The sequence below is a fragment of the Niastella sp. OAS944 genome, assembly GCA_024809215.1.
Taxonomy (GTDB): Bacteria; Bacteroidota; Bacteroidia; order Chitinophagales; family Chitinophagaceae; genus Niastella.
This window is the reverse complement of the sequence record JANUBW010000011.1, coordinates 39,842-64,843: the sequence shown is the minus strand read 5'-3', so window position 1 is coordinate 64,843 and position 25,002 is coordinate 39,842. Positions and strand designations below refer to the sequence as shown.

The following is a 25,002-nucleotide window of genomic DNA, read 5'->3' as shown; positions in this document are numbered from 1 at the left end:
ATTGATTTTTTTAGAATTGCGTATATATTTGAACGCGATGCAACGTTTATATGCAGATGGAAGATCATATTGTTGCCAAACCCTAACTTATGCGCCTGATTGCTATAGTATTTTGTTTATTTACGGCTTACAGTGGCTTTACTCAGGTACCATTGAAGTTCCGGAGGTCTTCAAAGCCTTATAAATATTATGACTCCCGCCTGTTATTTAAAATTGCGCCCCTTGCCCTCATCGACGAAATAGAATTCCCGGCTATACAGGGTGGTTTGGAAATTGCTCTATCAAACAAGATGAGCTGGTATAATGAATTTGGTTTTAGGTACAGAAAGGCTTTGTATGAAAATGACGATACCGGTTTTGTTGCTCGCCGCGGGTATAGGATCAAATCGGAAGTACGATATTATTTTAAAGACCCTGATAGTAAAATAGGAGGCAGACTTACTGGGTATTATTTAGCCGTCAATCTTTTCTATATAAAGAATGTTGACAATAAATATGTTGGATATTATTACCAGAAGGATACGAGTGCTTTTACCCAGGATGATTTTGGCATGACAAAGAAAGTTTTGGGTGGTAATTTTATAATAGGTAACCAAATGTATTTGGGTAAACGGTTTTTGTTTGAATGTTATGGTGGTTTAGGTTTGAGGTTGAGAGATATAGTTACCGTGGGTAGAGAATTTGATCATGAGCGTGACAGAGAAAGCAGAGGTCATCACTGGACGTTTACTGACCTTACTGGCGGCAGGCCCGAATTAAAAGACGGTAAAACAACAACGATCAATATATCCATTGGTGTTAGGTTTGCTTACCGGCTGTTTTAGCGCGTTATTGGCTGGTTTGCATAGTTAACAAATAACGTATATATTTGGGCGAAACGCAACCGCTGTAAAGCCGTATTGCTGCTTAAACCCTTAAATTATGCGCTCCCTACTTCTTGTGATCTGTTTAGCAACAGCCTTTCATAGTTATGCCCAGGTGCCTGAGAGATGGCGTAAGAACCGAAAATCCCAGAGCCTCCCTGATGTCCGGCTTTTAATAAAGTTAGCACCCCTTGCTGCAATCGATGTCGTAAGTTTTCCTACAATAACAGCTGGTGTGGAGGTGCATCTGGCCCCACAGTTCAGTATGTATAATGAAGTAGGCATTCGATACCGGAAAGGATGGTATGAAAAGCCTGATACCAACTTTGTTTCACCCAGTGGGTTTAAATTGAAGTCGGAGTTCCGTTATTATTTTCGCGAAGGCAATTTAGGTTATAAGAAATTTCATGGGCATTATATTGCCATGAATGGTTTTTATACCAATCATAAATACAATACGGTCATTGACTATAATGCAGGTGATTATAGCGCCTACGATCTAAAAGACGGTATTGGCGTTACCAAAACAGTTTGGGGCCTCAATGCCTTGTGGGGCTGGCAGGATGATATTGGTAAACACTTTATGTTTGAAGTGTATGAAGGCATAGGCGTACGGTTCAGAAATTATAAAACAACGAACCAGCAATTTAAATATGATCGCGATGCATTCGTTGAGCCAGATGATGTAAATGCTGTTTTCAGAGGTGCAAATATTGAGCGGGCAGCTAAGGGCGGCAAAAGCGCCGCATTCAATTACACCACTGGTATAAGGTTTGTTTACAAAATACTTTAACTATAAGTTGTAACATACTCTATAGCTTTTTCGCCAAAAGACCTGATCTGCGGTTCAACCCGTTTGTTCAGGTCTTTTCGTTTTGTCATATCAATGGGGTAATTCTTTCGTACCCGCTTAAAGCTGTAAAATGAGTTCATAAAAAATGACATCAGAAAAGCGCCCGGTCTTAATGTGAATAGTCCGCGTGCAATTCGTTTAAATGCATACAGTGGCGAGAACGACTTTTTCCACAAGGCTCTATGCGCGCGTAATAATTGATCTTCGGTAATTTGTTTTGGTTTGAACGCTACATTATACCCATTGTAATAATTCCAGTTCCTGTCGTGTAATATGCGGCCCTCCTGGTTTAGCCTGGTGTAAATAGGAGTACCCCTGAATGGTGTCATAATGCTTAGGAAGGGAACGTCGATGCCTATTTCCATTAGCTGATCGGCCATGTTGATGATGCTTTGTTCATCGTCATGATCGAAGCCCGCAATAAAACCAGCCATTACCGCAATGCCACGTTTTCTTATTTCTTTTACAGCTGTTTTGTAATTAGCGATCTTGTTTTGCCGTTTGTTGGCATCGGCCAGCGAATCAACCCCAAATGATTCTATACCCAGAAATACACCTATACAGCCAGAGGCTTTCATAAGATCGAGCAGTTCGGGGTCTTTGGCAATATCCATACTGGCCTGGGTAAGCCACCATTTTTTTAACGGTATCATTTCAGCAAGCAGTTGCCTTATGTAGGGGCGCTTTATGGTAAGATTATCGTCCCAAAACCAAACGATCTTTCGTTGCCACCAATGGCTGAACTTATCATACGAAGCATCGCGTATTACATCTGCAACCGGCCGTAACCGAAAGCCGGGGTTTAGGGAAGGAACAGTACAAAAGGAACAACTAAAAGGACAGCCTCTTGTTGCCTGAATAACTTTCTTTATAAAGAATTTGTTGGGCAGCAGATCGTACCGTGGTGTTGGCAAACTGGTCATATCGCAAGGCGAACCTTTATATACCTGTTTCAATTGGTTAAGTTCAATGTCCTGCAACAGTTCAAGCCAAACGTTCTCCGCTTCGCCGGTTACAATAGCATCAAAATAGGTGAGGGCTTCCTTCTGGCAATAGGTAACATGCGGTCCGCCTGCTATCACCATTTTTCCCCGGCTTCTGAATTCAACAGCCAGTTTGTAAGCCGCCAGTGCAAAACCACTAAAGAAGGAAATGGCTATTACATCTGCATCTGAGTTCAGTGGTATTTTATCAATTTGCTGATGAAAGATGCGCACCTGGTGTGGGGCTGGTGTTATGGCTGCTAAATGAATGCCGGTTATAGGAGGCACAAAATCCCGCTCGTGCCCAAATTCATATCGCTGAACATAGGCAATAATGATATCTATTTTCATTATATGGTATTTGAAGAAGTGTTACATTATTTGAATCCAAATAAGAATGGGAATAAAAACGTTACAACTGCTGCCCATATTAAATATACAGGCAGGTAACGGGTGATCACGTTACCAACACTGGTTATATCATTTTTCTTTGCCAGTGTTCTAATAAGTTGTACAGTTACCAATAACAGGTTTATCAGTATTATAATATTGCCGCCCAATACGGCTGCGCGATTTGGCGTTATACCACCTTCGGAAATTCGGAACAAAATGGCCGACAGTGCAATGCCGTTTACAATTATGGTCACAATTGAAAGAAGCGTAAGTATCCAAACCTCCGCCTTGTGTTTGTATGTTCTGGTTGATTCGGCAACAGAAAAGAAGATAAGGGCCATTACCGCAACCTGCAGGATATTAAACACCAGTAAAAAATCCCTGTCGTTATAAGGATTGCGGCCCGAATATATTATTGCTGTAAGGTAAACAACCAGCATTACTAATACGAGCGGACTGAAAATTCTTGCAATAACCGGCGATACTCTGCCTACCAGTTGTGGATTGCTTTGTATAAGCCAGGTGCCTAAAAGAGGTGCAGCCGGAAAACCGAATTGTACTATGTACCTGAAATAAAACTTTTCAATATTTAAACCGATCAATGAAAAAAGTCCAACGGTTGCAGCACTTAACATACCGGCAGCAATAACAATAAGTGCGGTCATCACAGCCAGGTCGCCGTTATAGCTTAAGAAGCCAAGCCGCTTTTCCGTATTGTTATTCGCCCCGTTCACAAAAGCAAAACCTAATAGTGCCCATAGGAATACAGGCATATGAATGCATGTTAATTGTACGGTGTCGCTATTGCTGTTATTGGGAAGCAAATTGATAAATAGTAAACCAATAATGGTCATGCTGGTAATAAATATTATTTTACCAACAGGCATTTTATTCTTCCAGGCAAACCACGCATACAAGACCGGGAAAATGAGGAAGCCGGTATTTCTTGCATAAAAGTGTTCTTCATTAATATGCAGAATGTCCTGTAGTTTGGAAGCTACCCCGGCGATCAACCCGGCAATTATAACAAACAATAGGTCCTTACCAGTAGCCCAATTAAGCTCTGCGCCCTCATAATTCAATCTTTCGTTCCAGCAACCGGCAATGGGGCTGCCGCTGATCTGTGGATACAGCGTGTTGAACTCGCGCCTGAACAAACTCTTATTCGATCTGTACAGTTTCTCCAATTCGGAGGGATTGTTTATGTAGCTGAGGATCTGGTCTTTCATAATTGCTCGGTTGATGTTTATTGTATTGTTATGCAGGAGTTAATTCCAATAGGTGCCATCAAGTCCTAAAATAAGCCCAAGCCATAGGCCAATAAGAAAGATCACCGCACTCAGTATCATGGCCACGGTTTTGTTTACACCCATCAGGTTATGAAAATAAACGAGATAGTAATTGCATAACCCACCCATGGCGCCGGCAAATGGAACTATGATCAGTGGTCTTAAGAACCAAAGCTTTGGCCAAAACGGGTTGGGGTGCCCTGCCGAGCTAAGGAACAGGCATATTAATAGTAAGCCAATGCCTGCACCCATCAGCATTCTTTTGCTTAGTACGCCTTTGTTCGTTGGTATTGCGTTATTTGTTTGTGTCATCGTAAATAGATTTTATAGTGATAAGTTATTTTGAAAGAACTTTGTATTTCAAAGTATAAAGACAAAAAAATATAACCACCTCATCAGCTCAAATGCAGCTGTAATCTTTTTTCTTTTATTTATTATGTACTTATTGGTGGTCATGTTTATTTCTGCGATTTTAGTAATTGTTCCAATGCTTTCAGGTGATCGTCAAACGCCTTCTTACCCTTTTTCGACATATAATACCTGGTATTGGGCTTTTTACCTATAAATGATTTTTTAACGTTTATAAACCCTTCCTTTTCCAACGCTTTTATATTGCTGGCCAGTTTGCCATCGGTAATATCAAAAAAGTCTTTCAGTGAATTGAAGTCAAGCATATCATTAACAGCCAGCACCGACATTATGCCGAGCCTGATCCTGTTCTCAAATGCTTTATGTAATCCATCAATTGATATTTTCACCGTTCGTACTTGTAATGCAAATAAATGCCATAAATAATGTGCACAACGCCAAAGCCCAAAGCCCAACAAAGTAAGCCTAACCCCACAAAGTAAGTGCTTATTAACCCTAGTGCAATTTCAATAAGTCCCATGGACTTTACCTCGTCGTATGTGAACTTGCTGGTATTATATAGTGCCAGTCCGTAAAATATTAAGGAGCAGGGCGCCATTAACCCGGTAAGGCCCTTTGTGAATAAAGCAAGCATCAACACGCCGCCGGTAACCAGGGGTGCCAGCATAGCGCTTATGACCCTTCTTGTGGTTGCGTTATAGAATTTCTCTCCGCTTTTAACAGCCTTCTTCCACGAAAGATAAATAGCAGTGCCAAGTGCAAGTACCAGAACAACAACGGCCACCCCAACGATCTTCCATAATGCACCATCAGTTTCGGTGTTGCCTTCGGCAAGCTTATCAGGATTAAAATCAAGCACCTGGTACGAAACAAAGGCGCCGGCCAATGCATATATACCAGCCATTATGCCGGCCAAACCTGATAGTGACAGGAATTTGGTCGATCGCTCCATCATAGAGCGGATCTCAGTTATATCACGGGCGTAATCAGGTTTTTCATTCATGATGAAAGTACTTTGCATTTCAAAGTTAATGAACGGTATTGATATCTGCAAGTTCTTTTTAAATCAAATTGAGTGGGTAGTGTTAATCATGTTATATACAGCTAAAAGCCTAAAGCTGAAAGCCTAAAGCAAATACAGCTATAAGCTGCAAGCTTTAAGCTGTAAGGAAATACAAGCGAGGACTGCATTTAATGATGAGTTTGGGTATAAAGATTCGATACCTGGAACTTGAAACCGGAAACCGGAAACCTGAAACCTGAAACCTGGAACTCGAAACTCGAAACCGCAGCGAGGTAGCCATTACTCGTGAAGGATGGAATGAATGAACTGAGAACTAAAAACTGAGAACTAAGAACTTTTTTATTACAATAATATCTTTTCAAATCCTCGTCAACTTGTTAACACGTCAACTCGTCAACCTGTATTACTATCATTGAAGTGAATTCATTCCCTCCTTCATCTCCGAAGGTCCTTTCCCAAACCTGTTCTTAAAAGCGCGGCTAAAGTGCGAGGGGCTTTCGAAGCCGCTTTCAAAGGCTGCTTCGCTAACGGTTTTCTGCCGGTTGGTTAGCAGCTGCATGGCAAAATGAAGTCTTTTTTCCAGCAACCATTTGCCCGGGGTATTCTCAAATACCTTTTCAAAATCTCTTTTAAAGGCCGATAAACTTCTGTTGCTTAATTCCGCATACGCTTCCAGTTTCAGGTTAAAGCAGAAATTATCTTCCATTACCCTTCTTAAGGTGGCGGTTTGCGGATCGTGTAACAGCGCGCAGAAGTAGGACAGCAGTTCTTTGTTGGCGCTATTGTCGGCAATGTTCAAAATGAGCTCTTTGAACTTGAGTTCGAGTAAGATGGGATCGGGGTCGCGGGTTTCGTTAAAATACGAAGACATCGATATAAAAAAGCTTTTCAGCGTTTCATTTGATTCAATGAGCATTACGGGCTCAAAATGCTGTTCCTGCCTGGCAAGCGGTCTCGATCGCATTTGCAGGGTATCGCAAATAAATTCATCGGGAATAAAGAACAGCATAACGCAAAAACCTGCATCGGTAATTTGTTCTAATATAAATCCACCTTTTCTTACAAATACACAGCTATCTTTTTGAATATCATAAGTACCCCGTGCAGTATGCCATATTTTGCGGCCATCTATCACATAAAAGAGGTAATTGTATTGCGTCCACAGATCGGCAAAACGGGTTTTCATCAAACGGGCTTCCATTGGGCAGTTAAAAGCGGTGATCAATGAATTGCCGCAATTGAACTGCCGGTAAAATTGTGGATGCTGCAGTACGCGTTCGAAGAAGTTTTGCATTTACCCTAAAGTTAAGAAATTTCCTACATGGGTACGCCGGGCTTTTAAGTCATGCTTTTGAACTGCTGGGGCAAGTGCCGGCATATTAAAGTGGGTAATATTGTTGAAAATTATTCATTTCAAAAAAGCAAGCCATTATGAGTACGAACACAGTATTAGTGAACCCGAACAAAGTATTATGGGAAAAAGGTGATTTTACAAAGATCGCGGAGAGTATGCGTAACAGTGGTACTGACCTGGTAAATCAACTGGGTATTACAAAAGGGATGAAAGTGCTTGATCTTGGTTGCGGCGATGGAACAACAGCCATTCCTGAAGCAAGACTGGGCGCTGATGTGCTGGGTGTTGATATTGCCAGTAACCTGGTTGCCGCAGGTAACAAAAGGGCAAAAGAGGAAGGATTATTAAACTGTACATTTCAGGAAGGCAATGCCGCTAACTTATATGAACTGAGTGCAAAAGGTTTTGATCTGGTGGTTTCTATCTTCGGCGCCATGTTCTCATCGAACCCTTTTGATGTGGCCAAAGAAATGGTTCGGGTAACACGCCCGGGCGGAAGAATTGTAATGGGCAACTGGATCCCCGGCGACCCAACATTGGTAGCGCAAATTTTAAAGATCAGTTCTGCCTATACACCGCCACCGCCCGAGGGTTTTGTAAGCCCCATGTTATGGGGTGTTGAAAGCCATGTTGTCGATCGCTTTACGGCAGCCGGCATAGCAAAGGAAAACATCTCTTTTATTAAAGATTCTTTTGTGTTCCAGATTGCCTGTTCACCTGCTGAGTTCGTAAATATCTTTAGAACGTATTATGGCCCAACTATGAATGCGTTTGATGCAGCGGAAAAAAATGGTAAGGCTACTGAGCTGCAACATGAACTGGAGGAGTTGTTTAAAAGGGAAAATAAAAGCGGCTCCAATGATGTAACGTTCATTCCCGCAAATTTCTTACGGGTAACTGTGGTTTGCTGATTAAGAAAGAAGAGGGCAAATAAAAAGCGCTCTGGTTATTTGCCAGGGCGCTTTTTTTGTTCATAGTTCACAGTTTATAGTTCCTTGTTCCCCGGCCGAGGCCCAGGTTGCCTTTGACCTGCATTTCAATTATCACATCATCACATTAGCTAATTACGCCTTAAATTGTTTACAAAATTTGTGTACTTTTGTTTTGTAAAATTACACCTACCTCATGAAAGAGAACTCTCTTGCCAGTTTTGTATATGGTGAGATCCGTAAAAAGATCCTTGCCAATCAGTTAACCGGCGGCTCCCGCCTGGCCGAAAACACCTGGGCCACTAAATTAGAGGTGAGCCGTGTGGCTGTACGGGAAGCCCTCATCCGCCTGTCGGGCGAAGGGCTGGTTGAATTTGGTGAAAAGGGTGGGTGTTTTGTACGCTCCATTACTACCGAAGATGTGAAGGAGATCCGGGAGCTGCGCGAAGTGCTTGAACTGGGCGCGCTTAAGCTCCTTTTCCGCAACCGCAACAAGGAGGTAATTAAAGAACTGGATCAGATCTGTGATGACTTTAGTTCCATGGTTGAACGGGGTTACCACAGCGGCGCCTGCGAAGCTGATGTAAAATTCCATGAAACCCTTATAAAAGGCGCTGGTAATGTTCGCCTCATGAACATTTATACCAACAGCAACATTCCCCTGTTTCACTTTAAGTTAAGCTCTTCGGGCCATGTGAACGATTACTCCGAAACCGATACCGAACATCGCCGCATAGTGGAGTGTCTTAAAAACAATGATCTGGAAGCCGCTTCTCAAACACTGTTGCAACACCTTAACCGGGGCGAAAAGCTGATGCTTGAAATGGTTCCCCTGGAAAGTTAACAAGTCCATAGTTACCGTTCTGTCACAATAGCGGCCGTTCACAATTTGTGAGCGGCTTTTTTTATGCCTACGGGCCTTCTTTATGCCCTGTTTATGCAACCTCTCTTCTTGGGGTTTTCCTGGGGTATTTCTAGGGTATTCCTGGGGTCATCCTGGGCTTTAAACCCTAAGATAACCCCAGGATGACCCTAAGATGACCCCAGGATGACCCTAGGATGAAAGGTGCCACAGAGTTGGCAAAGACCAGGTTTTGACCACCAATTTACCTGCTTGCTTGTATTTAGCCAGGATAAATAGTTTACAGTTTGTCTTTTAAATTGTATACATAATAGTTGATTTCTTTGAAGTTTAAATCGCTGTAATTTCATTGAATTGCTAAAACAGTTAGATTGCGTTCTGCTTGAAACCAATGATGGCCACTGCGCCCCAAACAGGCAGCATTTGTTTTTAAACCCATAAAAACCCGTATTTATTGAGAAGCCTGTTGGCGTCAATCCCAAGGGGGGCTTTTACCTTTCGCCTGTAGCATTTTGAGTGGATTGATATGTTGTTTGCGGTTATGCTGCCCGGTTGGAGTGGTGAAGTGCAAACGGTTGCGTGGAAAAATGGTGCCGTTGCAACGATTTTGATTAATATACATCTTCAATTAATAAACTTCAGCTAAGTATGAAAAAAGGATATGATCGTCGCGGGTTTTTAAGGAACCTTACGCTTGCTACCGGCGGAATATTAGCCGGCGGGGCTTTAACAGAGGCATCTGCCGCACATATTGAAAGTATAAGAAGAGAAATAGAAGGTGAAAAGCGTTATTCAGCTAATGATAATATTAATGTTGCATTAATTGGTGCAGGCGGAATGGGCACTTCAGACCTTAATACAGCCCTTAAAGTGCCGGGTGTAAAAGTGGTAGCCGTTTGCGACCTGTACGATGGCCGCCTGGAAGATGCAAAAAAGAAATGGGGCAAAGACCTGTTCACTACAAAACATTATAAAGATATTCTCGACAGGAAAGATATTGATGCCGTTATTATTGGTACACCTGACCACTGGCATAAACAAATATCCATAGATGCCATGGCTGCCGGCAAACACGTGTATTGCGAAAAGCCCATGGTGCATGGTGTTGATGAAGGCCCCGCAGTAATTGCCGCGCAAAAGAAATATGGTAAAGTATTCATGGTGGGCAGTCAGGGTTTGTCATCGCTCGGCAATGAAAAAGCACGTGAGCTGTTGAAAGATGGCGCCATTGGTAAATTAAATTATGCCGAAGGTTTTTGGGCACGCCGTGCACCTGTTGAAGTTTGGCAATATCCCATTCCTGAAGATGCAAATGAAAAAACTGTTGACTGGGATACGTTCATAAGCAACACTACCAAACGTAGTTTTGATAAAATGCGTTTCTTCCGTTGGAGGAATTATCGCGATTACGGTACCGGTATGGCCGGCGATCTGTTTGTGCATTTGTTCTCGAGCCTGCACTTCATAACAGAATCGGAAGGACCAAACCAGGTATACGCAACCGGTGGTTTACGTTTTTGGAACGATGGCCGCGAAGTGCCCGATGTATTACTGGGTACTTTCGATTATAATGAAAGAGCCAATTCACCTGCCTTTAACCTTTCGCTGCGTTGTAATTTTGTGGATGGTACCAGTGGTACTACTTACCTGCGTTTAATTGGCAGCGAAGGCGCCATGGATGTGGAGTGGGATAAAATTACTTTGAGAAGAAATAAAAGCTTCGATTCAAACGATCCTTTTATGAAAGCTCAAATGGCAAAAGCAGGGAACGGAAATGATACCCGCAAGAAAATGCTGGCACCTGAGAATTTTGTTTTCCAGGCCGAAGAAGGATATAAAGGCGCGCATTACGATCACTTCAATAATTTCTTTACCGCTATTCGTAACAATGGTACTGTTGTAGAAGATGCGGTATTTGGTTATCGCGCTGCTGCACCGGCGTTAATCTGTAACGATAGTTACTTTCAGCATAAACCCATTAAATGGGATCCCGTTGGCATGAAAGTGATAGGCTAATTGTATTTTTAATTTGAAACACTGAGATAATGAACATACAAAAAAACATAGCGGTCGTTTGTATAGCACTGTTGGGCCTGGCGCCACAATTGGGCCATGCACAGGTATCGGCCATTAATGCAAAAACAGTAACCGGTGGCGACCTGGTTGGCCGCTGGGATTTAACAGTTACAGAAGACGGAAAAGAAAGAGCCAGCTGGCTTGAAATAGAAATAAGCGGATTCAAAACACTGGTGGGACGTTTTGTTGCATCGGGCGGAAGCGCCAGACCTGTTAGCAAGATCATTCTTGAGAATAACAAATTCACCTTTACCATTCCCCCGCAATGGGAACGGGAAGAAAAAGATATGGTGTTTGAAGGCGAACCTGCAGGGGAAGGTATTAAAGGCGTTATTCATGCCAGCAATGGAAAAGACTATCCATTCACCGGAGTAAAAGCACCATTGCTCAATGAGAACAAGAAAATAGTTTGGGGTAAACCTATTAAGTTGTTCAATGGTAAAGACCTCACCGGTTGGGAGCAGGATGGTAAAAAGCAGCAGTGGTTTGTTAAGGATGGTGAGTTGATCAGTCCGGAGTCGGGCAGTAACATCATTACCAAAGAGAAGTTCCGCGATTTTAAATTGCATATTGAGTTTAAGCTTAAACCCAAAAGCAACAGCGGCGTGTATTTAAGAGGCAGATATGAAACACAGGTGATAGATAATCCGGAAGGAGCACACCCCAACAGCCACTTGTTTGGTGGTATTTATGGTTTCCTGGTGCCCAGCGAAATGCCGGCCCTGGGACCCGATAAATGGCAAAGCTTTGATATTACTTTAATTGGTAGAATGGTTACCGTGGTTGCCAATGGCAAAACTGTTATCAGTAATCAGGAAATTCCCGGTATCACTGGTGGAGCCTTAGATAGCAAAGAAGGCGAACCCGGCCCTATTTACCTGCAAGGTGATCATGGCCCTGTGTCGTATAGGAATATAGTGTTGACACCAGCTTTGTAAGAGTAAGCTTATATGATTAAGGGAGGTTCTTTTTAAAGGGGAGCCTTCCCTTTTTATTTTCACGAGGTAGGAAGTAAGATGTAGGAAATGTCCCAACTTTCAAACTCATGCATTTACTCGGTCCTTTCAACATTCGGAAACTTCTTACTTCTTACATCCTACCTCTTACTTCAACATATTCTAAAGAATCCCTCTCATCATAATAGGAACACTAATAAGAGAACCTTTCTCTGCCTCCGTAACCACCAGCCCCCACCGTTGAAAAGGATCAAAAGCACAATTGGTTGGATTCTTACCAGGTACCTGAATATCATTAACGTGTTTTCCTGCAGGGTCAAATACCCGAACACAACCATCGCCAAACACTGCTACATATAAATTGCCATCTTCGTCAAGCGCCATGCCATCGGGGCCTATGGCACCACCGGTGTTGGCAAAAACTCTTCTGTTGGTCCAGTTGCATTCTTCAGCATTCCAGTCGCCAATCCAAATTCGTTGTTTACCAGTCTCAGCCACCAGCAATTGCTCACCGTTTTGGGTAAAGGCCAGCCCGTTTGGATAATAAAACCCGGTAGCAACCTTATGTAAGTTTTGTTTAGAATTATAAACACAAATATATCCTTCAGCTGAGTCAGGTTTTGGGCCCGGGCAGGTAAAGATCAACTGGTTCAGGTGATCAAAAGCCAGGTCATTGGGCATATTAAGGGGTTGGCTGTCTATCGTTTTGAGAATTGTTGATGTTTCCCCCGTAGCAGGATTATGCGTGCGAATGCTGTTCTCACCCGAGTCGCAAAACCACACCAGTCCGGCTTTGTCAATAGCAATGCCGTTGGGGCCACCGCCTACCTGTATTCTTTTCACCGTATGGCCATTTATGCAAAGCAGTGAAGCGCCTTTTTGCTCAACACACCAAAGGTTTTTATTACGGTCAAAAGCGGGCCCTTCGGGAAACTGAAGGTCAGCCATTATAATAGATGTTCTCATATTATTAAAAAGAGATAAATTAAAAATATCCGTGAGCGTACAAACCGCCTGGGCGTAATTACTATGCTTAAAAAGCAATGCCATGGGCGAAGGGGTAACGGTATGCGTAAACGTTTGCGTGAAATTGCCTGTGGTTTTATTTTGGTCCATGTGCCGGTTCCTTTATTTTTATACAGTTGCTGATTAAGGCATTATTAACTGATGCCGGTTCTGCAACCGGAAACTGGTAAAACCCGTCATTGGTCAGAATTAAAAAAACACTTTAGTATGAGTGAAAATAAAAAGGGCGCCAGCCGGCGCCAGTTTATTCGAAACGGCGCACTAGCTGCAGCCGGTTTTATGATTGTTCCCCGCCATGTGTTAGGAAGGGGGTATGTAGCCCCCAGCGACAAACTGCTGATAGCCTCTGTAGGCGTAGGCGGTAAAGGCGCATCTGATATTGCAAATTTTTATAAAGGCGGTAAGTGCGAGATCGCTTTCCTGTGCGATGTGGATGACAATCGCGCTGCCGAAACAGTAAAGAAATTCCCGCAGGCCAAGTATTATAAAGACTGGCGCGAGCTATACGATAAAGAACATAAAAACTTTGATGCCGTTTCGGTATCAACACCCGATCACAACCATGCCATCATAACTTATCATGCTATGCAGCTGGGCAAACACGTATACGTGCAAAAGCCCCTTACGCATGATCTGTATGAAGCCCGTTTGCTTACCCAGGCCGCAAAAGAATATAAAGTAGTTACGCAAATGGGTAACCAGGGCGCTTCGCACGATGGCACCCGCCAAATGGCGGAATGGTACGATGCAGGTTTAATTGGTGATGTGCATACCGTATATACCTGGACGAACCGCCCCGTGTGGCCACAAGGTATTCAATGGCCTGCCCTTCGCGCCGATGTTCCAAAAACACTCGATTGGGACCTGTGGCTGGGTACGGCCCCATATAAAGATTATATTGATAAGCTGGTGCCCTTTAACTGGCGTGGCTGGTGGGATTACGGTACCGGCGCCCTGGGCGATATGGGTTGTCACCTGTTGGAAACGCCGTTCCGTGTGTTGGGTATTCAATATGCAAAAGACGTACAGGCAAGTGTGGGTACGGTGTATGTAGATGAATTTAAACAAGGCTACTTCCCCGAAAGCTGTCCCCCTTCGAGCCATATTACGCTTACCTTCCCTAAAACGTCAAAAACGAAAGGCGATGTAACCGTACACTGGATGGATGGTGGTATACAACCCGAACGCCCTGCAGAACTTGGCGCTAACGAAGTATTTGGCGATGGTGGCAATGGTATGTTGTTTATTGGCACCAAAGGCAAGATGATGGCTGGTACCTATTCAAGAAACCCGCAATTACTGCCTACCACCCGCACAAAAGATGCAAAAGCAAAACAACGTTATGCCCGCGTAGTTGGACAGGAAGATGGTCACTATACGCAATGGGTAGAAGCCTGTATAGCCGGTTATGGTAAAATTGAATTAAGCTCACCATTTGAAACAGCTGGTCCGCTTACCGAGGCGTTGCTGATGGCCAACCTGGCCATTCGTGCACATGATGTACGCAAGCCAAAAGATAATGGTAAATTCAGTTTCCCCGGTCGTGGCATCAAACTGCTGTGGGATAACGATAATATGAAAGTGACGAATTTCGATGAGGTGAACCAATTCCTGAAACGCGATTACCGCCAGGGCTGGAACCTGAAAAAATAGTGTTGAGTTACAGTGATGGTAACTCTATGGTCCTGGACTTTTCAGTCCGGGATTTTTTTTGCCACCTCCTTACCACTTCTTCATTAATTCATTAAGCCAGTTACCATCAAGATTAAGCGGAATGTCGGGTTGTATACCTTTATTATCTATAGCAAGCCCAACATCTATCCTGCGCGAGCGGGTAGTAGGATAATGCAAAACAAACGAGGGGTTTGAAAAGCGCCGCGGTACTACATTCGAATAATCAAGCACACCCAGTGAATGTGCGCCCGCCATGATCGTTTTCTTACTCTGCCGGGCAAATAACAAAAATTCTTCGGTACTGCTGCCGCAGCCGCCATTGATAACGATAGCTACCCTGGCAGGATTTGGCCATACTTCTGGTAATGTGTCTGTTTCGTCTGCTGCAAAATTTACCATGGTGCTGCCCAGGCCGTCATATTGATGTATTCGTTTCGAAATGTTATCAAGATAATCTTTGGGCAGGTCGTTGCGATATTGATCGAGAAGAGTATCCCATGCGGCCGTATTTTCGGGTGTTGTTAATATATCAACCCCAATGTTTTTGACAGGGTTGGTATATAAAATGGGTTTAAGGAACGACATGCTTCTATCGCTGCCCCCGCCATTGCCACGCAAATCGATAATAAGCCTTCGCTTCGCTTGCAGGTACGCTTTATTGGTATTTATAACTGAATCTATATTTTTTGCATTGGTGGCGTTAAACGTTTTGATGCGTATGTAACAGGTGCTGTCGTTTAGGAATTTGAAGAATGTATTTAGTTTGGATTCTTCAGCAAATAGTTGAAAGGAGGCTTCTTCTACTTCGGGTGATGAACCTTGTTTGTACCAACCCTGATCGCCCAGCCCGTTACGTGGGTTAAACCGCACCGATGAAAAAAGTAGATTATGCGCGCGGTTGTACCATATGCCCATAAATTGATTGGTACCTGTTTCAATAAGCTCAAATTTTACCTGGCCTTTTTTCCAGCCGGCAGCCTGGGATGTAAGAATGATACCTGCATATGACCGCAATCCCTTTTTGCTTTTAACCAGGGCTACTTTATAAACAGAATCACCGGTATAGTAAATACCCTCTATATTGTTCCTGGTTGAATGGCGTAGCTGTTGTATTCTCTTGTCGTCAAGTTGTATGTTTTCAATATGCGTTGTGTCGGGTGGTGGATTTATATAAAGATGTTGGTCTTTAAAGAATGTCAGATAATGATTAATAGCAAAATATTGCTCAGCAGGTGATGCAGCCTGCTGAGCATACTCAGCCGATTGTTTTGCATGCGCCAGATAAGCATTTTGTGTTTGCGCATTCACTTTATCGGCAAAGCCCGCATAGTTCCTTTCCAGGTACGCTCTTACGCTGTCGAGCGTTGCCGTGTTTGCAACCTGCTGGCCCAACAGGGCCGGGGCGTATAATAGAAAAATAAATATAAAGGGTACTAATCTCATACACATAATTAATGAAGACTGATAACCCGGGTAATTCTCCATTGCCCGTTCTCGTTATGCCAGATATGAACAAACCGGGCATAATGCGACGTGCTTTTCTCATTCTTATTATGGAAGCGGTGGTACCCCATTTCAACAGCGCCATAGTTTTTAATGGGGTACACCTCTATGCTTCCCTTTAATAATTCGCGGGTTACTTTGCCACAAATATTGTTCTTTAGCGCTTCTATCAATAGTTTTTTTGATGTCATTACGCCGCCGCGGTCGTGGTAAAATTCAAGATCGTCTGATATGAGTTGCTCCTGTACATCCATTTTGCAATTGTTATACGAATCTTCCCAGGTGCTGTCCATACGCGCAATGCTATCGTACAGCGCCTGTGATTCGGGTTTATAAGCCGGCGCCTGGTACTTTGCCTGGCCTTTGGCTGGTAAGGAAAGTATGCTTGCCAGGAATGCAATTGTTATCAGATGTTTCATGTTGTTTCAGTTTATTGAAGGTATTTATCTAAAAACTCCAGTGTTACTTTCGCCGCTTTCATTTGATTTTCCTTTTTTCTAAAGCCATGGCCTTCGTCGGGGAAAAGCACATATTCAACGGGTGTGCCGTTCTTTTTTGCGCCGGCAACAATTTCATCGCTTTCTACCTGCAATACTCTTGGGTCGTTGGAACCTTGCAGCACTAATAACGGGGTTTTTATTTTGTCGGTATTGAAAAGCGGTGATATAGAACGCAGGCGAACGGAGTCGGTGGCCGGGTCGCCCATTTCATCGTACAGGGCTTTGCGAAAGCTTTCCCAATAAGGCGGGATACTTTTTAAAGTACGCAGCCAGTTGGTAACGCCAAAAAGATCAACGCCTACTTTAAATTCGTTGGGGTATTGTATAATACCGGCCAGTGACATAAAGCCGCCATAGCTTCCACCATAAATACCAATTTTGGCCGGGTCAATGTACGACTGTTGTGCCAGCCATTTCTTGCCCCATACACAATCCTTCAGGTCTTTATCGCCATGGTTTCTGTTATCCATTTTGTAAAAGCTTTTGCCATAGCCACTGCTGCCTCTGTTGTTTACGGCAAGAATGGCATAACCATGGTTCACGAAATATTGAATAGATTGAGAATAGCCGGCAACGCTTTGTCCGCCCGGGCCGCCATGTACCCATACCAGGGCAGGTACTTTAGTTGTGGCCGAAGCATTCTTTGGCTTATAGAAGATGGCAGGTATCTGCAATCCGTCGAATGATTTAAACCGAACCACTTCGGCATCAACCAGGTCGGCGGCATCAATTTCGGGGTTAAGTGAGTTGGTAAGCTTATCAAACTTTTGCGAAGCGAAGTTGAATGAATACAGGTTTACGGGTGAACGATCGCTGACAACGTACACGATCATATTTTTTTCGGTAGGTGAAATGCTAACACCCTGTACATACCCTTCCTGCAGTTTAGGGAACGGTAATGGTTTGCCGGTTTTATGATCAAACAGCAGCACTTTATTTCTGCCATCGGCGTTCACCCCTATTACACGGTACTTGCCATTCTCGCTGGTGTACATATAATTCACATCCCATTTGTCGGAGAAGATCTTTTGTTTTTTGCCCGAGGCAATATCATACTTTACCAAATAGGTGAACTCGCTGCCATCGTTGGTACCGTAATAGAATGCACTATTATCCAGTTCAAAGTTTTGGGGGCCGTAGGTCGCTTCTGTTTCGCCCGATATTTTTTTAAGTTCGTTGGTCTTCCTGTTAAATAAATACATTTCATTTTTATCAGATGTAATGCTTTTGGTTAACAGCAACCAGTTTTCATCGGGCGAAATACTGCTTACATCCATCCCTGTTTCATTTTGGTAAAGCAGGCTGGGTTTCCAGTTGCTGAGCTCCATTTTATAGATATCAAAAAACTTGGGGTCGCGAAGATTGCTGGAATAATAAAAAGCGGTCCTCGGGCGGTTCCAGCCAACGAAACTTGCTTTTTCTTTTTCACCAGGCGTGAGGTCGGTTGCCGATCCGTCGGCATTTTGCAAATAGATGTGCGAATTCTCGTTCCCGCCTTTATCGGCCGAGTACATAAAGCTGTTGCTGCCGGGTATATAATCTATGGCGAAATAAGATTCTTTTCCGGAGTTGGTCAATGGCTTTTTTTCTTTAGTGGCCAGGTCAATTTCATATACATTAAAAATACCTGTACTGTTATCGTGCAACAGCACCTTGTTTTCCTGATTATTGAAATCACCGCCACCGAAAGCTACCGTTTTATAGAATTGTTCAATGGTATATTGTTTAACGGCTTTTTGTGACCAGGTAATTGAGATAAGGCCCAGCAAGGCTGAAACAGTTAATAGTAATGGCTTCATGGTTAATAGTTTGTAGTTTAAGTTACAAATAAGGCTCGAGAAAAGGAGAGGTTGTGTGGTTCAAATATGTGATTTGTCCACCAAATGATGTGAAAAGTAGGATAATTCGGGTGTTGAATGCGATAATTTTGTGATGTAATTAAACTGAAAAGGATGAAAGGCAAAATACCCGTCTGGCAATTAAAGGAAAATATTTCCGGCGTTAGAATTGAGCGGTTCAATGATGCCTTTATATCTTCTCTTATAAACGAGATCACTCAGCTTCATCGCAATGATCATTTTGTATGCCTGTTGTTGTCGTCGGGTAGTGCAGAACTGTTGGTTGACTTTAAGAAGGTGCTTATTGCAAAGGATACGCTGGCCTTCCTTATTCCCGGTCAAATACAAAAAGCGGTAAAATTCAGTAATAATAGTAAGGGATGGATCTTGTTTTTAGATAATAAACTGGTTGATGATCAGTCGAGAATGATGATAGAAGATTCGTTACATAAGGGTCCGCTTTTATCACCCTCACAGGTAGACCTTACATGGTATAGCCAGTATTTTGAATTGCTTTTTCAAACGTACCACGATAATAATTTCGGAAGCCTGAAAAGATCGGCCGTTAATGCATTGGCATTGCCATTTATATTTAAGGTGGCTGCCGCCTTTCAGGCAAATAGCGATAAGCTCACCGGGCAGCACTCTCAAAGAAGTATTGAGCTTACGAAGAAGTTTAAACGATTGGTAAGAAAGAATTACCTGGAGTTAAAGAAACCGAGCGACTATGCGGGCTTGCTGAATTTTTCGATAAGTTATTTGAACGATACGGTTAAAGCTGTAACCGGGTTCACTACGTCGTATTTTATTCAACAGGAAATGCTAAGGGAAGGACAAAGATTGCTCTGCTATTCTGATTCAAGTATTAAAGAGATCGCATCGCATTTGGGGTACGATGATCCGAAATATTTCAACCGCATCTTCAGCAAGCTGGTTGGCATTTCACCGGGCCGCTTTCGTAGCATATTCAAATCGAACAGGCAGTAACCCACTGAAATACTAAAAGGTAAAGATTGTTTCCATGGCAAGGGTTGAGTTCTCAACCTAAAGGCAGCGTATTGCCTGTATGTATTATTAATCTTATAAAAATGAAAATATACAGTATTGGGTGTTTGGTAAAACCAGGCATTTGTATCATGTTATTATGTGCAACAGTTATCGGGCTCAATGCACAGCAGGTGGAAAGTTCCACCGTTAAATTTTCGTTGGAAGGAGCAATCCGGTATGCAAAGGCGTCCAACAAATTGATAGGCGTTATGAAAACAGAAGAGAATGCTGCTCAGTTAGATCTGGAGGATGCGAGAATGGGCGCTTTGCCCCGGATTGCAAGTAATGCTACGTATCAGCGATTCACAAAAGTAACCTTGTATAAAGATGTGCTTGGCGAATCGCACACGATCACAAAACCACCCAATGCAAATGCCGGTGGCCTGAATATCGAAGCCGGTTTTAATTTATATTCCGGTGGCCGGCACCGGGCAGTGATCAACGATCTTAAACATAAAGAAGAACTGGCCGGTATAAATACAAAAGAGCAGGAAGCAAATATCGGGTTACAGGTAGCGCTTCAATACCTCGATATGGTTAGGGTGTATTACCAGGAACAACTAATAAAAGATCAGATTGAAAGAGCGCAAACCCGATCTAAAAATATAAACGCTTATTATGTAAATGGCAAAGTTACAAAGAGCGATCTGCTAAGAGCTGAGGTATTATTGGCTAATGCGCTTTTGAGCGAAACGGCAAATAAAAACGATTATTTAATAAGTAATCAGCGCCTTAATACGCTTTTAAATTTGGATGAATGTACAAAGATCATTCCGGTTGATACCGCCTTGTTGGTACTGCCCGATAGTTTGGAATTTGAAGCTATGTTGAAGGACCTGTCGGGCACCTATTCTATTATAAAGGCCGGCAAGAATATAGAGCTTCAGAAAAACAGAACAGTATTGGCTAAATCTTCCAATCTTCCCACGGTTACCTTGTTTGGCGGTTATGGATTCAATTACCCTAATACACTTGTGTTTCCGCCCCAGGCCCAAACAGTTGCTGTTGGTATGGCCGGCGTAAGGGTTACGTATGAGATCTCCTCATTGTATCAAAACAAAAACAAGGTACGGGCGTCGGCTATACGGGAAACCGAATTAAAACAGCAGAAAGACTGGATAGAAGATAATATTGTGCAGGAAGTAAAGGCATTGGCAATTAAGTATAATGAAACGGCCAAACGAATGTTGGTCATTAAAAAGAATATTGAACAAACCGAGGCGAACTATAATATACAAAATATGAAATATGCCAATCAACTCAGTTTGCTTACCGATCTGTTAGATGCCGATAACCTTTACCAGGAATCGAGATATAATTACATACAAGCTCATATTGCTGCCTTGTCAATTTACTACCGCATGCTTTTTATTACGGGAAAACTCTAAACAACATATAATGGAAACGAAAAAAAAGAAAAGCACGGGCTTTATGAATAAGCTTACCGTATGGGTAGCCGTGCTGGTTGTATTTGTTGCATTGGCTTATCTTTTTAAATACCTCATAGATGCAGGTGATTATGAAGAAACGAATGATGCGCAGGTAGAGTCTTTTATAAATCCGGTTTCTGCACGGGCCGGTGGTTTTATAAAGGATGTATTGTTTAACGAGCATCAAAAAATAAACCGGGGCGATACATTGGTGGTCCTCGACGACAGGGAATATATTCAGAAAGTAAAAGAAGCCGAGTCTTTACTGGAAGATACAAAAGCACAACAGGTGATACTGGAAGCAGGTATCAGATCGGCGCAAACTTCTACACTGGTCAATCAGGACCAGATCAATGCAGCGCAGGCAAGGCTTTGGCAACAGGAGCAGGATGTTAAACGATTTAAGAATCTGTTGAATAATGAAGCAGTGACATTGGCCGATTACGAGCTGGTTCAAACAAAATACGATGTATCGAAAAGTGATTACAGTGCTGCCCTTAACAGTTTAAAAACCGGTAATAGCAAAGTGCTTGAATTGCAGGCCCGGTATAATTCGCTTTTTGCGGCCCGCAAACGTGCAGAGGCATTGCTCGAACTTGCAAAGCTTAACCTGAGTTATACAGTTATAACCTCTCCTTATAGCGGATTTACAGGAAGGAAAAATATTCTTGAAGGGCAGCAGGTACAGGCCGGGCAACCGCTTGTATCGGTAGTGAATACAAATGATAAATGGGTTATTGCCAATTTTAAAGAAACCCAGGTAAGTGGAATGTATATAGGGCAGCCCGTTCAAATTGAGGCCGATGCCATTGCCGGTAAAATATTTCATGGAAAAATTGAGGCCATATCCGCTTCTACCGGTTCAAAGTTTTCCTTATTGCCTGCAGACAATTCAACCGGGAATTTTGTAAAGATCGTTCAGCGTGTTCCTGTTAAGATCGTATTTGGTGAACATTCTGTTGATGAACTTAAAGCAGGTATGAACGTAAAGGTTACGGTTAAGAAAGCAACAAAATAATACAAGATGGTGCAATCGATATATTTAAACAGCCGCATCAGCCGGTACGCAGGCTTACTGATGGTTATGCTGGTGCTGATCTTGTTTTCGGCAATGGCCCAGTTTGCTTCGTTTGGGCTTATTCAGGCACATGTTGTTTCTTTTTATGGGGCCCAGGCCGAAGACATTTCCTTTGCATTACAGATTGCTTATGCGGGTATAATCACCACCTTGCCGGTACAATTCAGATTGGTAAAGTATTTCAATACCCGCAGTTATTTGTTGACCGCTTTTTTAGTGGGCATACTTATTAATATCGGTTGCCTGTTTGTTCATGATCTTTTTCTTTTTGCCATTCTACGATTTTTAACCGGGGTTGTAACCTGTGTAATTGCAGGCTGTTTACTTCTTGTGCTTTTTTCAACATTGCCCGAATCGAAAAGGATGCTGGTTGGGGTATCGCTGTTCTTTACATTGATACTTACCTGCGGACTTATAATTGGTGTAGGCGCTTCATGGATGGTACTACGCACCAATTATACAGAGTTCTATTATGTATTGATAGGGCTACAGGCAATGGCCATGCTGTTTTGTATCATCGTTTTTAAACCCAGGCCTGCCATGAAACCATTTCCTTTGTATCAAATTGACTGGGCGGGATGTGTTTTATTTATGTTTGGGTCCATTGCAACCTTGTTTGTAATGATATATGGCCCCAAACGTTACTGGCTGGCCGATAATGAAATAAAATGTGCTGCGGGGTTTGCGTTTGTTGCTCTTGCCTTGTTTCTCTACAGGCAAGCAATGCTTAAAAGACCATTGATCGATCTTGCAGTATTCAGATCGGGTAAATTTATTTTCGCCATCTTGTTAATGCTGTTATTCTGGGGGGTAAAGGATAGTATCAATCTCATTTATGGTTATTCTGCGTTGGTGCTGGGTTGGAATTCGGCCAATGTAGTGAACGCAGGTATGTTCAATATTGCAGGGGTAATAATGGCAACTTTTATAGCGGTAAAGGTAATTCAGGCAAAAAAGCAAAACCTGCCTAAACTGCTATTGACCGGTTTTAGCCTACTGTTCTTTTATCATTTATGGGTGCACGTTAACCTTACACCAGATCTGTCATTCGCCCAGCTTTGTATTCCCATATTCCTTCATGGTTTTGCCTGTGGTTTATTGTTTGTACCAGTTAGCATCTTTTGCATGGCATCTGTACCGCAAAGTACAGGAATGACCGGTATTGTTATTCTTACCTATGCCCGTTTTATAGCAACATTAAACTCAATAGCCGGGTTTTATACTTTACAATTAAATTATAATCAGCAGTACAAAACGAGTTTTTTGGATAAGCTTATACCGGAAAGCGCCGTTTTTTCGCAGCGGCAGGAGCTGTACAAAGGTATCCTTATTTCAAAAGGGTACACGGCGGGTGAGGCTGCCGGAATTACAAACATGCTGATAGCAAAGGCGATGGGTATACAAAGCCAGTTGTTGACAATAAGGGCAGTTTTTTTTATTGTCATGATATTGGTAATGGTTGCTATAATTATTCTTTTAATTTTCGCGGTTATAAATAAGGTTAAAGAAGGACGATGATAGGATAATTGCTTTGTCCATGTGAACAAAAAAGGTCTGCAGCAATGCGGGCCTTTATAAATTTAACCTTTTGAGTTTTTAGAATACGGGGAGTTTGTCGTATTTCTGTCTTATGATAAATAACGTAAAGATCCTGAAGACCGAAATACTTTCCGACAACTGGTATATCCTCAAAAAAATAACCTACGAGTACACTAAAAAAGATGGTTCTGTTCAAACCCAAACCCGCGAAGCGTATGACCGGGGAAATGGCGCAACCATTCTTCTCTACAACCAGGCGCAGGGTACCGTAATTCTTACCAGGCAGTTCCGTTTACCTACATATATCAATGGTAATGGCGATGGTATGTTAATTGAAGCGTGTGCCGGGTTATTGGATAAGGATAATCCCGAAGACTGCATCCGGCGCGAAACAGAAGAGGAAACAGGTTATAAAATAAAAGATGTTCGAAAGGTTTTTGAAGCTTATATGTCGCCCGGCTCGGTTACCGAGATCCTGTACTTTTTTGTTGCCGAATATTCAAAAGAAATGAAAGTGGCCGATGGCGGTGGTGTTGCGCATGAAGAAGAGAACATAGAAGTTATGGAAATTGGTATTGACCAGGCTATGGCTATGGTACAGGCAGGCGACATCAAAGATGGAAAAACCATTATGTTGTTGCAGTATGTTAAGCTGAATCAGTTATTATAATGCATTAGGGAATGCTACACCTGTCATCTTTTCGCATAGGTGTAACAATTCCTCCTGCAGCTTTACATCGTTGGCCGTGCTGTTGTACGGCCTTTCTTTTTTATGATGAAAATACCGGCCGCTAACAGTGGCTTTATCATCATTACTTGTAGCCAGCCATACCTGTGTTTCGTATCCTTTTTGCAGATCGTCGGGAGCGCCATGGCCACCCATTTTGGTAGGCACCCAACCCGGGTTAACGGTATTTGAATAAACACCCGGCCACTGGCGCGCCACAGCTATGGAAAGCATCAGTACATGAAGTTTCGAGTCGGAGTAACTGATACGGCCGTTTTCGAAGTTCTCAAAATTAGGCCGGCCCTGCATATGCATACCAGAACTCAAATAAATAAGGCGTTTGGGTTTATTTATTAAACTGGTAAGAATATACGGGGCCAGCGTGTTTACGGCAAATATCAGTTGTGGTGCAGCCTGGTAAACGCCTGCATTATGAATTACGGCGTCGAATGTTCCCAATGCATTGGCTGTTGCTGCCAGTTGATTCGTTTCTTCAATGCTCTGTAAGTCGGCCGTTAGCACAGCTTCCGCCTGCGGTAGCTTTCTTTTTGTTTCTGCTGTTCGTTGGGCATTACGTGCATGCAAAACAACCTGGTGCCCTTCATTGATCAACTCCCTGGCTGCCAAAAATCCCAGACCGTCTGCCGAACCGGTTATAAATATTCTTGCCATACGATTATATAGTTAAC

23 protein-coding genes are annotated in these 25,002 nt (G+C 42.8%); 12 read left to right on the top strand and 11 right to left on the bottom strand.

Annotation, left to right across the window (positions count from 1 at the left end):
* Positions 1-89 precede the first annotated feature (89 nt).
* Entirely contained in the window at positions 90-824 is a 735-nt protein-coding gene (locus tag GGD38_RS31815; RefSeq protein ID WP_375296401.1) for a hypothetical protein, read from the top strand.
* Between the two features lie 97 nt (positions 825-921).
* Positions 922-1,656 carry a DUF3575 domain-containing protein gene (locus GGD38_RS31810; RefSeq protein WP_375296400.1) on the top strand — a complete coding sequence of 245 codons (735 nt, stop codon included), beginning with the start codon at positions 922-924 and terminating at the stop codon, positions 1,654-1,656.
* Here the strand turns inward: GGD38_RS31810 and GGD38_RS31805 are convergent.
* The 6 genes from GGD38_RS31805 to GGD38_RS31780 all read right to left on the bottom strand — a co-directional run bounded on the left by GGD38_RS31805 (position 1,653) and on the right by GGD38_RS31780 (position 7,068).
* A complete protein-coding gene (locus GGD38_RS31805; protein WP_375296399.1) occupies positions 1,653-3,050 on the bottom strand; it encodes a B12-binding domain-containing radical SAM protein in 1,398 nt (465 codons plus the stop codon). The genes GGD38_RS31810 and GGD38_RS31805 overlap by 4 nt on opposite strands.
* Before the next feature lie 26 nt (positions 3,051-3,076).
* Positions 3,077-4,321: a hypothetical protein gene (locus tag GGD38_RS31800; protein WP_375296398.1), complete on the bottom strand. Its 1,245-nt coding sequence runs from the start codon at positions 4,319-4,321 to the stop codon at positions 3,077-3,079.
* A gap of 39 nt (positions 4,322-4,360) precedes the next feature.
* The gene (locus tag GGD38_RS31795; RefSeq protein ID WP_375296397.1) at positions 4,361-4,693 is read right to left on the bottom strand and encodes a hypothetical protein; all 333 of its coding nucleotides are present in this window, start codon (positions 4,691-4,693) and stop codon (positions 4,361-4,363) included.
* Positions 4,694-4,839: 146 nt separating this feature from the next.
* Complete coding sequence (locus tag GGD38_RS31790; RefSeq protein WP_375296396.1) at positions 4,840-5,139, bottom strand: winged helix-turn-helix domain-containing protein; 300 nt, start codon at positions 5,137-5,139, stop codon at positions 4,840-4,842.
* A complete protein-coding gene (locus tag GGD38_RS31785; RefSeq protein ID WP_375296395.1) occupies positions 5,136-5,753 on the bottom strand; it encodes a hypothetical protein in 618 nt (205 codons plus the stop codon). Before GGD38_RS31785 ends, GGD38_RS31790 begins: the two co-directional genes overlap by 4 nt.
* Before the next feature lie 430 nt (positions 5,754-6,183).
* On the bottom strand, positions 6,184-7,068 hold the full coding sequence (locus GGD38_RS31780; RefSeq protein ID WP_375296394.1) for a helix-turn-helix domain-containing protein: 885 nt from the start codon (positions 7,066-7,068) through the stop codon (positions 6,184-6,186).
* Between the two features lie 137 nt (positions 7,069-7,205).
* Here GGD38_RS31780 and GGD38_RS31775 point away from each other — a divergent pair, with 137 nt between their 5' ends.
* From GGD38_RS31775 to GGD38_RS31760, 4 genes are all read left to right on the top strand, one after another.
* A complete protein-coding gene (locus GGD38_RS31775; protein ID WP_375296393.1) occupies positions 7,206-8,039 on the top strand; it encodes a class I SAM-dependent methyltransferase in 834 nt (277 codons plus the stop codon).
* A gap of 214 nt (positions 8,040-8,253) precedes the next feature.
* Complete coding sequence (locus GGD38_RS31770) at positions 8,254-8,901, top strand: GntR family transcriptional regulator (protein ID WP_375296392.1); 648 nt, start codon at positions 8,254-8,256, stop codon at positions 8,899-8,901.
* A gap of 666 nt (positions 8,902-9,567) precedes the next feature.
* Complete coding sequence (locus GGD38_RS31765; protein WP_375296391.1) at positions 9,568-10,935, top strand: Gfo/Idh/MocA family oxidoreductase; 1,368 nt, start codon at positions 9,568-9,570, stop codon at positions 10,933-10,935.
* Between the two features lie 29 nt (positions 10,936-10,964).
* A complete protein-coding gene (locus GGD38_RS31760) occupies positions 10,965-11,933 on the top strand; it encodes a DUF1080 domain-containing protein (RefSeq protein ID WP_375296390.1) in 969 nt (322 codons plus the stop codon).
* Between the two features lie 180 nt (positions 11,934-12,113).
* On the opposite strand, the gene GGD38_RS31755 is transcribed toward GGD38_RS31760, so the two are convergent.
* A complete protein-coding gene (locus tag GGD38_RS31755; RefSeq protein ID WP_375296389.1) occupies positions 12,114-13,067 on the bottom strand; it encodes an SMP-30/gluconolactonase/LRE family protein in 954 nt (317 codons plus the stop codon).
* Positions 13,068-13,184: 117 nt separating this feature from the next.
* Between GGD38_RS31755 and GGD38_RS31750 the strand changes: the two genes are divergently transcribed.
* The gene (locus GGD38_RS31750; protein ID WP_375296388.1) at positions 13,185-14,630 is read left to right on the top strand and encodes a Gfo/Idh/MocA family protein; all 1,446 of its coding nucleotides are present in this window, start codon (positions 13,185-13,187) and stop codon (positions 14,628-14,630) included.
* A 69-nt stretch (positions 14,631-14,699) separates the two neighbouring features.
* Here GGD38_RS31750 and GGD38_RS31745 read toward each other — a convergent pair whose 3' ends face one another.
* The 3 genes from GGD38_RS31745 to GGD38_RS31735 are packed head-to-tail and all read right to left on the bottom strand — an operon-like array spanning position 14,700 to position 18,453.
* Positions 14,700-16,094 carry a S41 family peptidase gene (locus GGD38_RS31745; RefSeq protein ID WP_375296387.1) on the bottom strand — a complete coding sequence of 465 codons (1,395 nt, stop codon included), beginning with the start codon at positions 16,092-16,094 and terminating at the stop codon, positions 14,700-14,702.
* A gap of 8 nt (positions 16,095-16,102) precedes the next feature.
* Positions 16,103-16,573, bottom strand: coding sequence for a nuclear transport factor 2 family protein (locus tag GGD38_RS31740; protein WP_375296386.1), 471 nt, complete (start codon positions 16,571-16,573; stop codon positions 16,103-16,105).
* An 11-nt stretch (positions 16,574-16,584) separates the two neighbouring features.
* On the bottom strand, positions 16,585-18,453 hold the full coding sequence (locus GGD38_RS31735; protein ID WP_375296385.1) for a S9 family peptidase: 1,869 nt from the start codon (positions 18,451-18,453) through the stop codon (positions 16,585-16,587).
* A 153-nt stretch (positions 18,454-18,606) separates the two neighbouring features.
* Here GGD38_RS31735 and GGD38_RS31730 point away from each other — a divergent pair, with 153 nt between their 5' ends.
* The 5 genes from GGD38_RS31730 (at position 18,607) to nudK (ending at position 24,256) form a co-directional block, all read left to right on the top strand.
* Entirely contained in the window at positions 18,607-19,479 is an 873-nt protein-coding gene (locus GGD38_RS31730) for a helix-turn-helix domain-containing protein (RefSeq protein ID WP_375296384.1), read from the top strand.
* A 101-nt stretch (positions 19,480-19,580) separates the two neighbouring features.
* Positions 19,581-20,927: a TolC family protein gene (locus tag GGD38_RS31725; RefSeq protein WP_375296383.1), complete on the top strand. Its 1,347-nt coding sequence runs from the start codon at positions 19,581-19,583 to the stop codon at positions 20,925-20,927.
* A 10-nt stretch (positions 20,928-20,937) separates the two neighbouring features.
* Complete coding sequence (locus tag GGD38_RS31720) at positions 20,938-21,987, top strand: HlyD family secretion protein (protein ID WP_375303929.1); 1,050 nt, start codon at positions 20,938-20,940, stop codon at positions 21,985-21,987.
* Positions 21,988-21,993: 6 nt separating this feature from the next.
* On the top strand, positions 21,994-23,565 hold the full coding sequence (locus GGD38_RS31715; RefSeq protein WP_375296381.1) for an MFS transporter: 1,572 nt from the start codon (positions 21,994-21,996) through the stop codon (positions 23,563-23,565).
* Positions 23,566-23,677: 112 nt separating this feature from the next.
* Positions 23,678-24,256, top strand: coding sequence for a GDP-mannose pyrophosphatase NudK (nudK, locus tag GGD38_RS31710; protein ID WP_375296380.1), 579 nt, complete (start codon positions 23,678-23,680; stop codon positions 24,254-24,256).
* Here nudK and GGD38_RS31705 read toward each other — a convergent pair.
* Positions 24,251-24,985, bottom strand: a complete 735-nt coding sequence (locus tag GGD38_RS31705) for an SDR family NAD(P)-dependent oxidoreductase (RefSeq protein WP_375296379.1) — start codon at positions 24,983-24,985, stop codon at positions 24,251-24,253. The genes nudK and GGD38_RS31705 overlap by 6 nt on opposite strands.
* Positions 24,986-25,002: the final 17 nt, after the last annotated feature.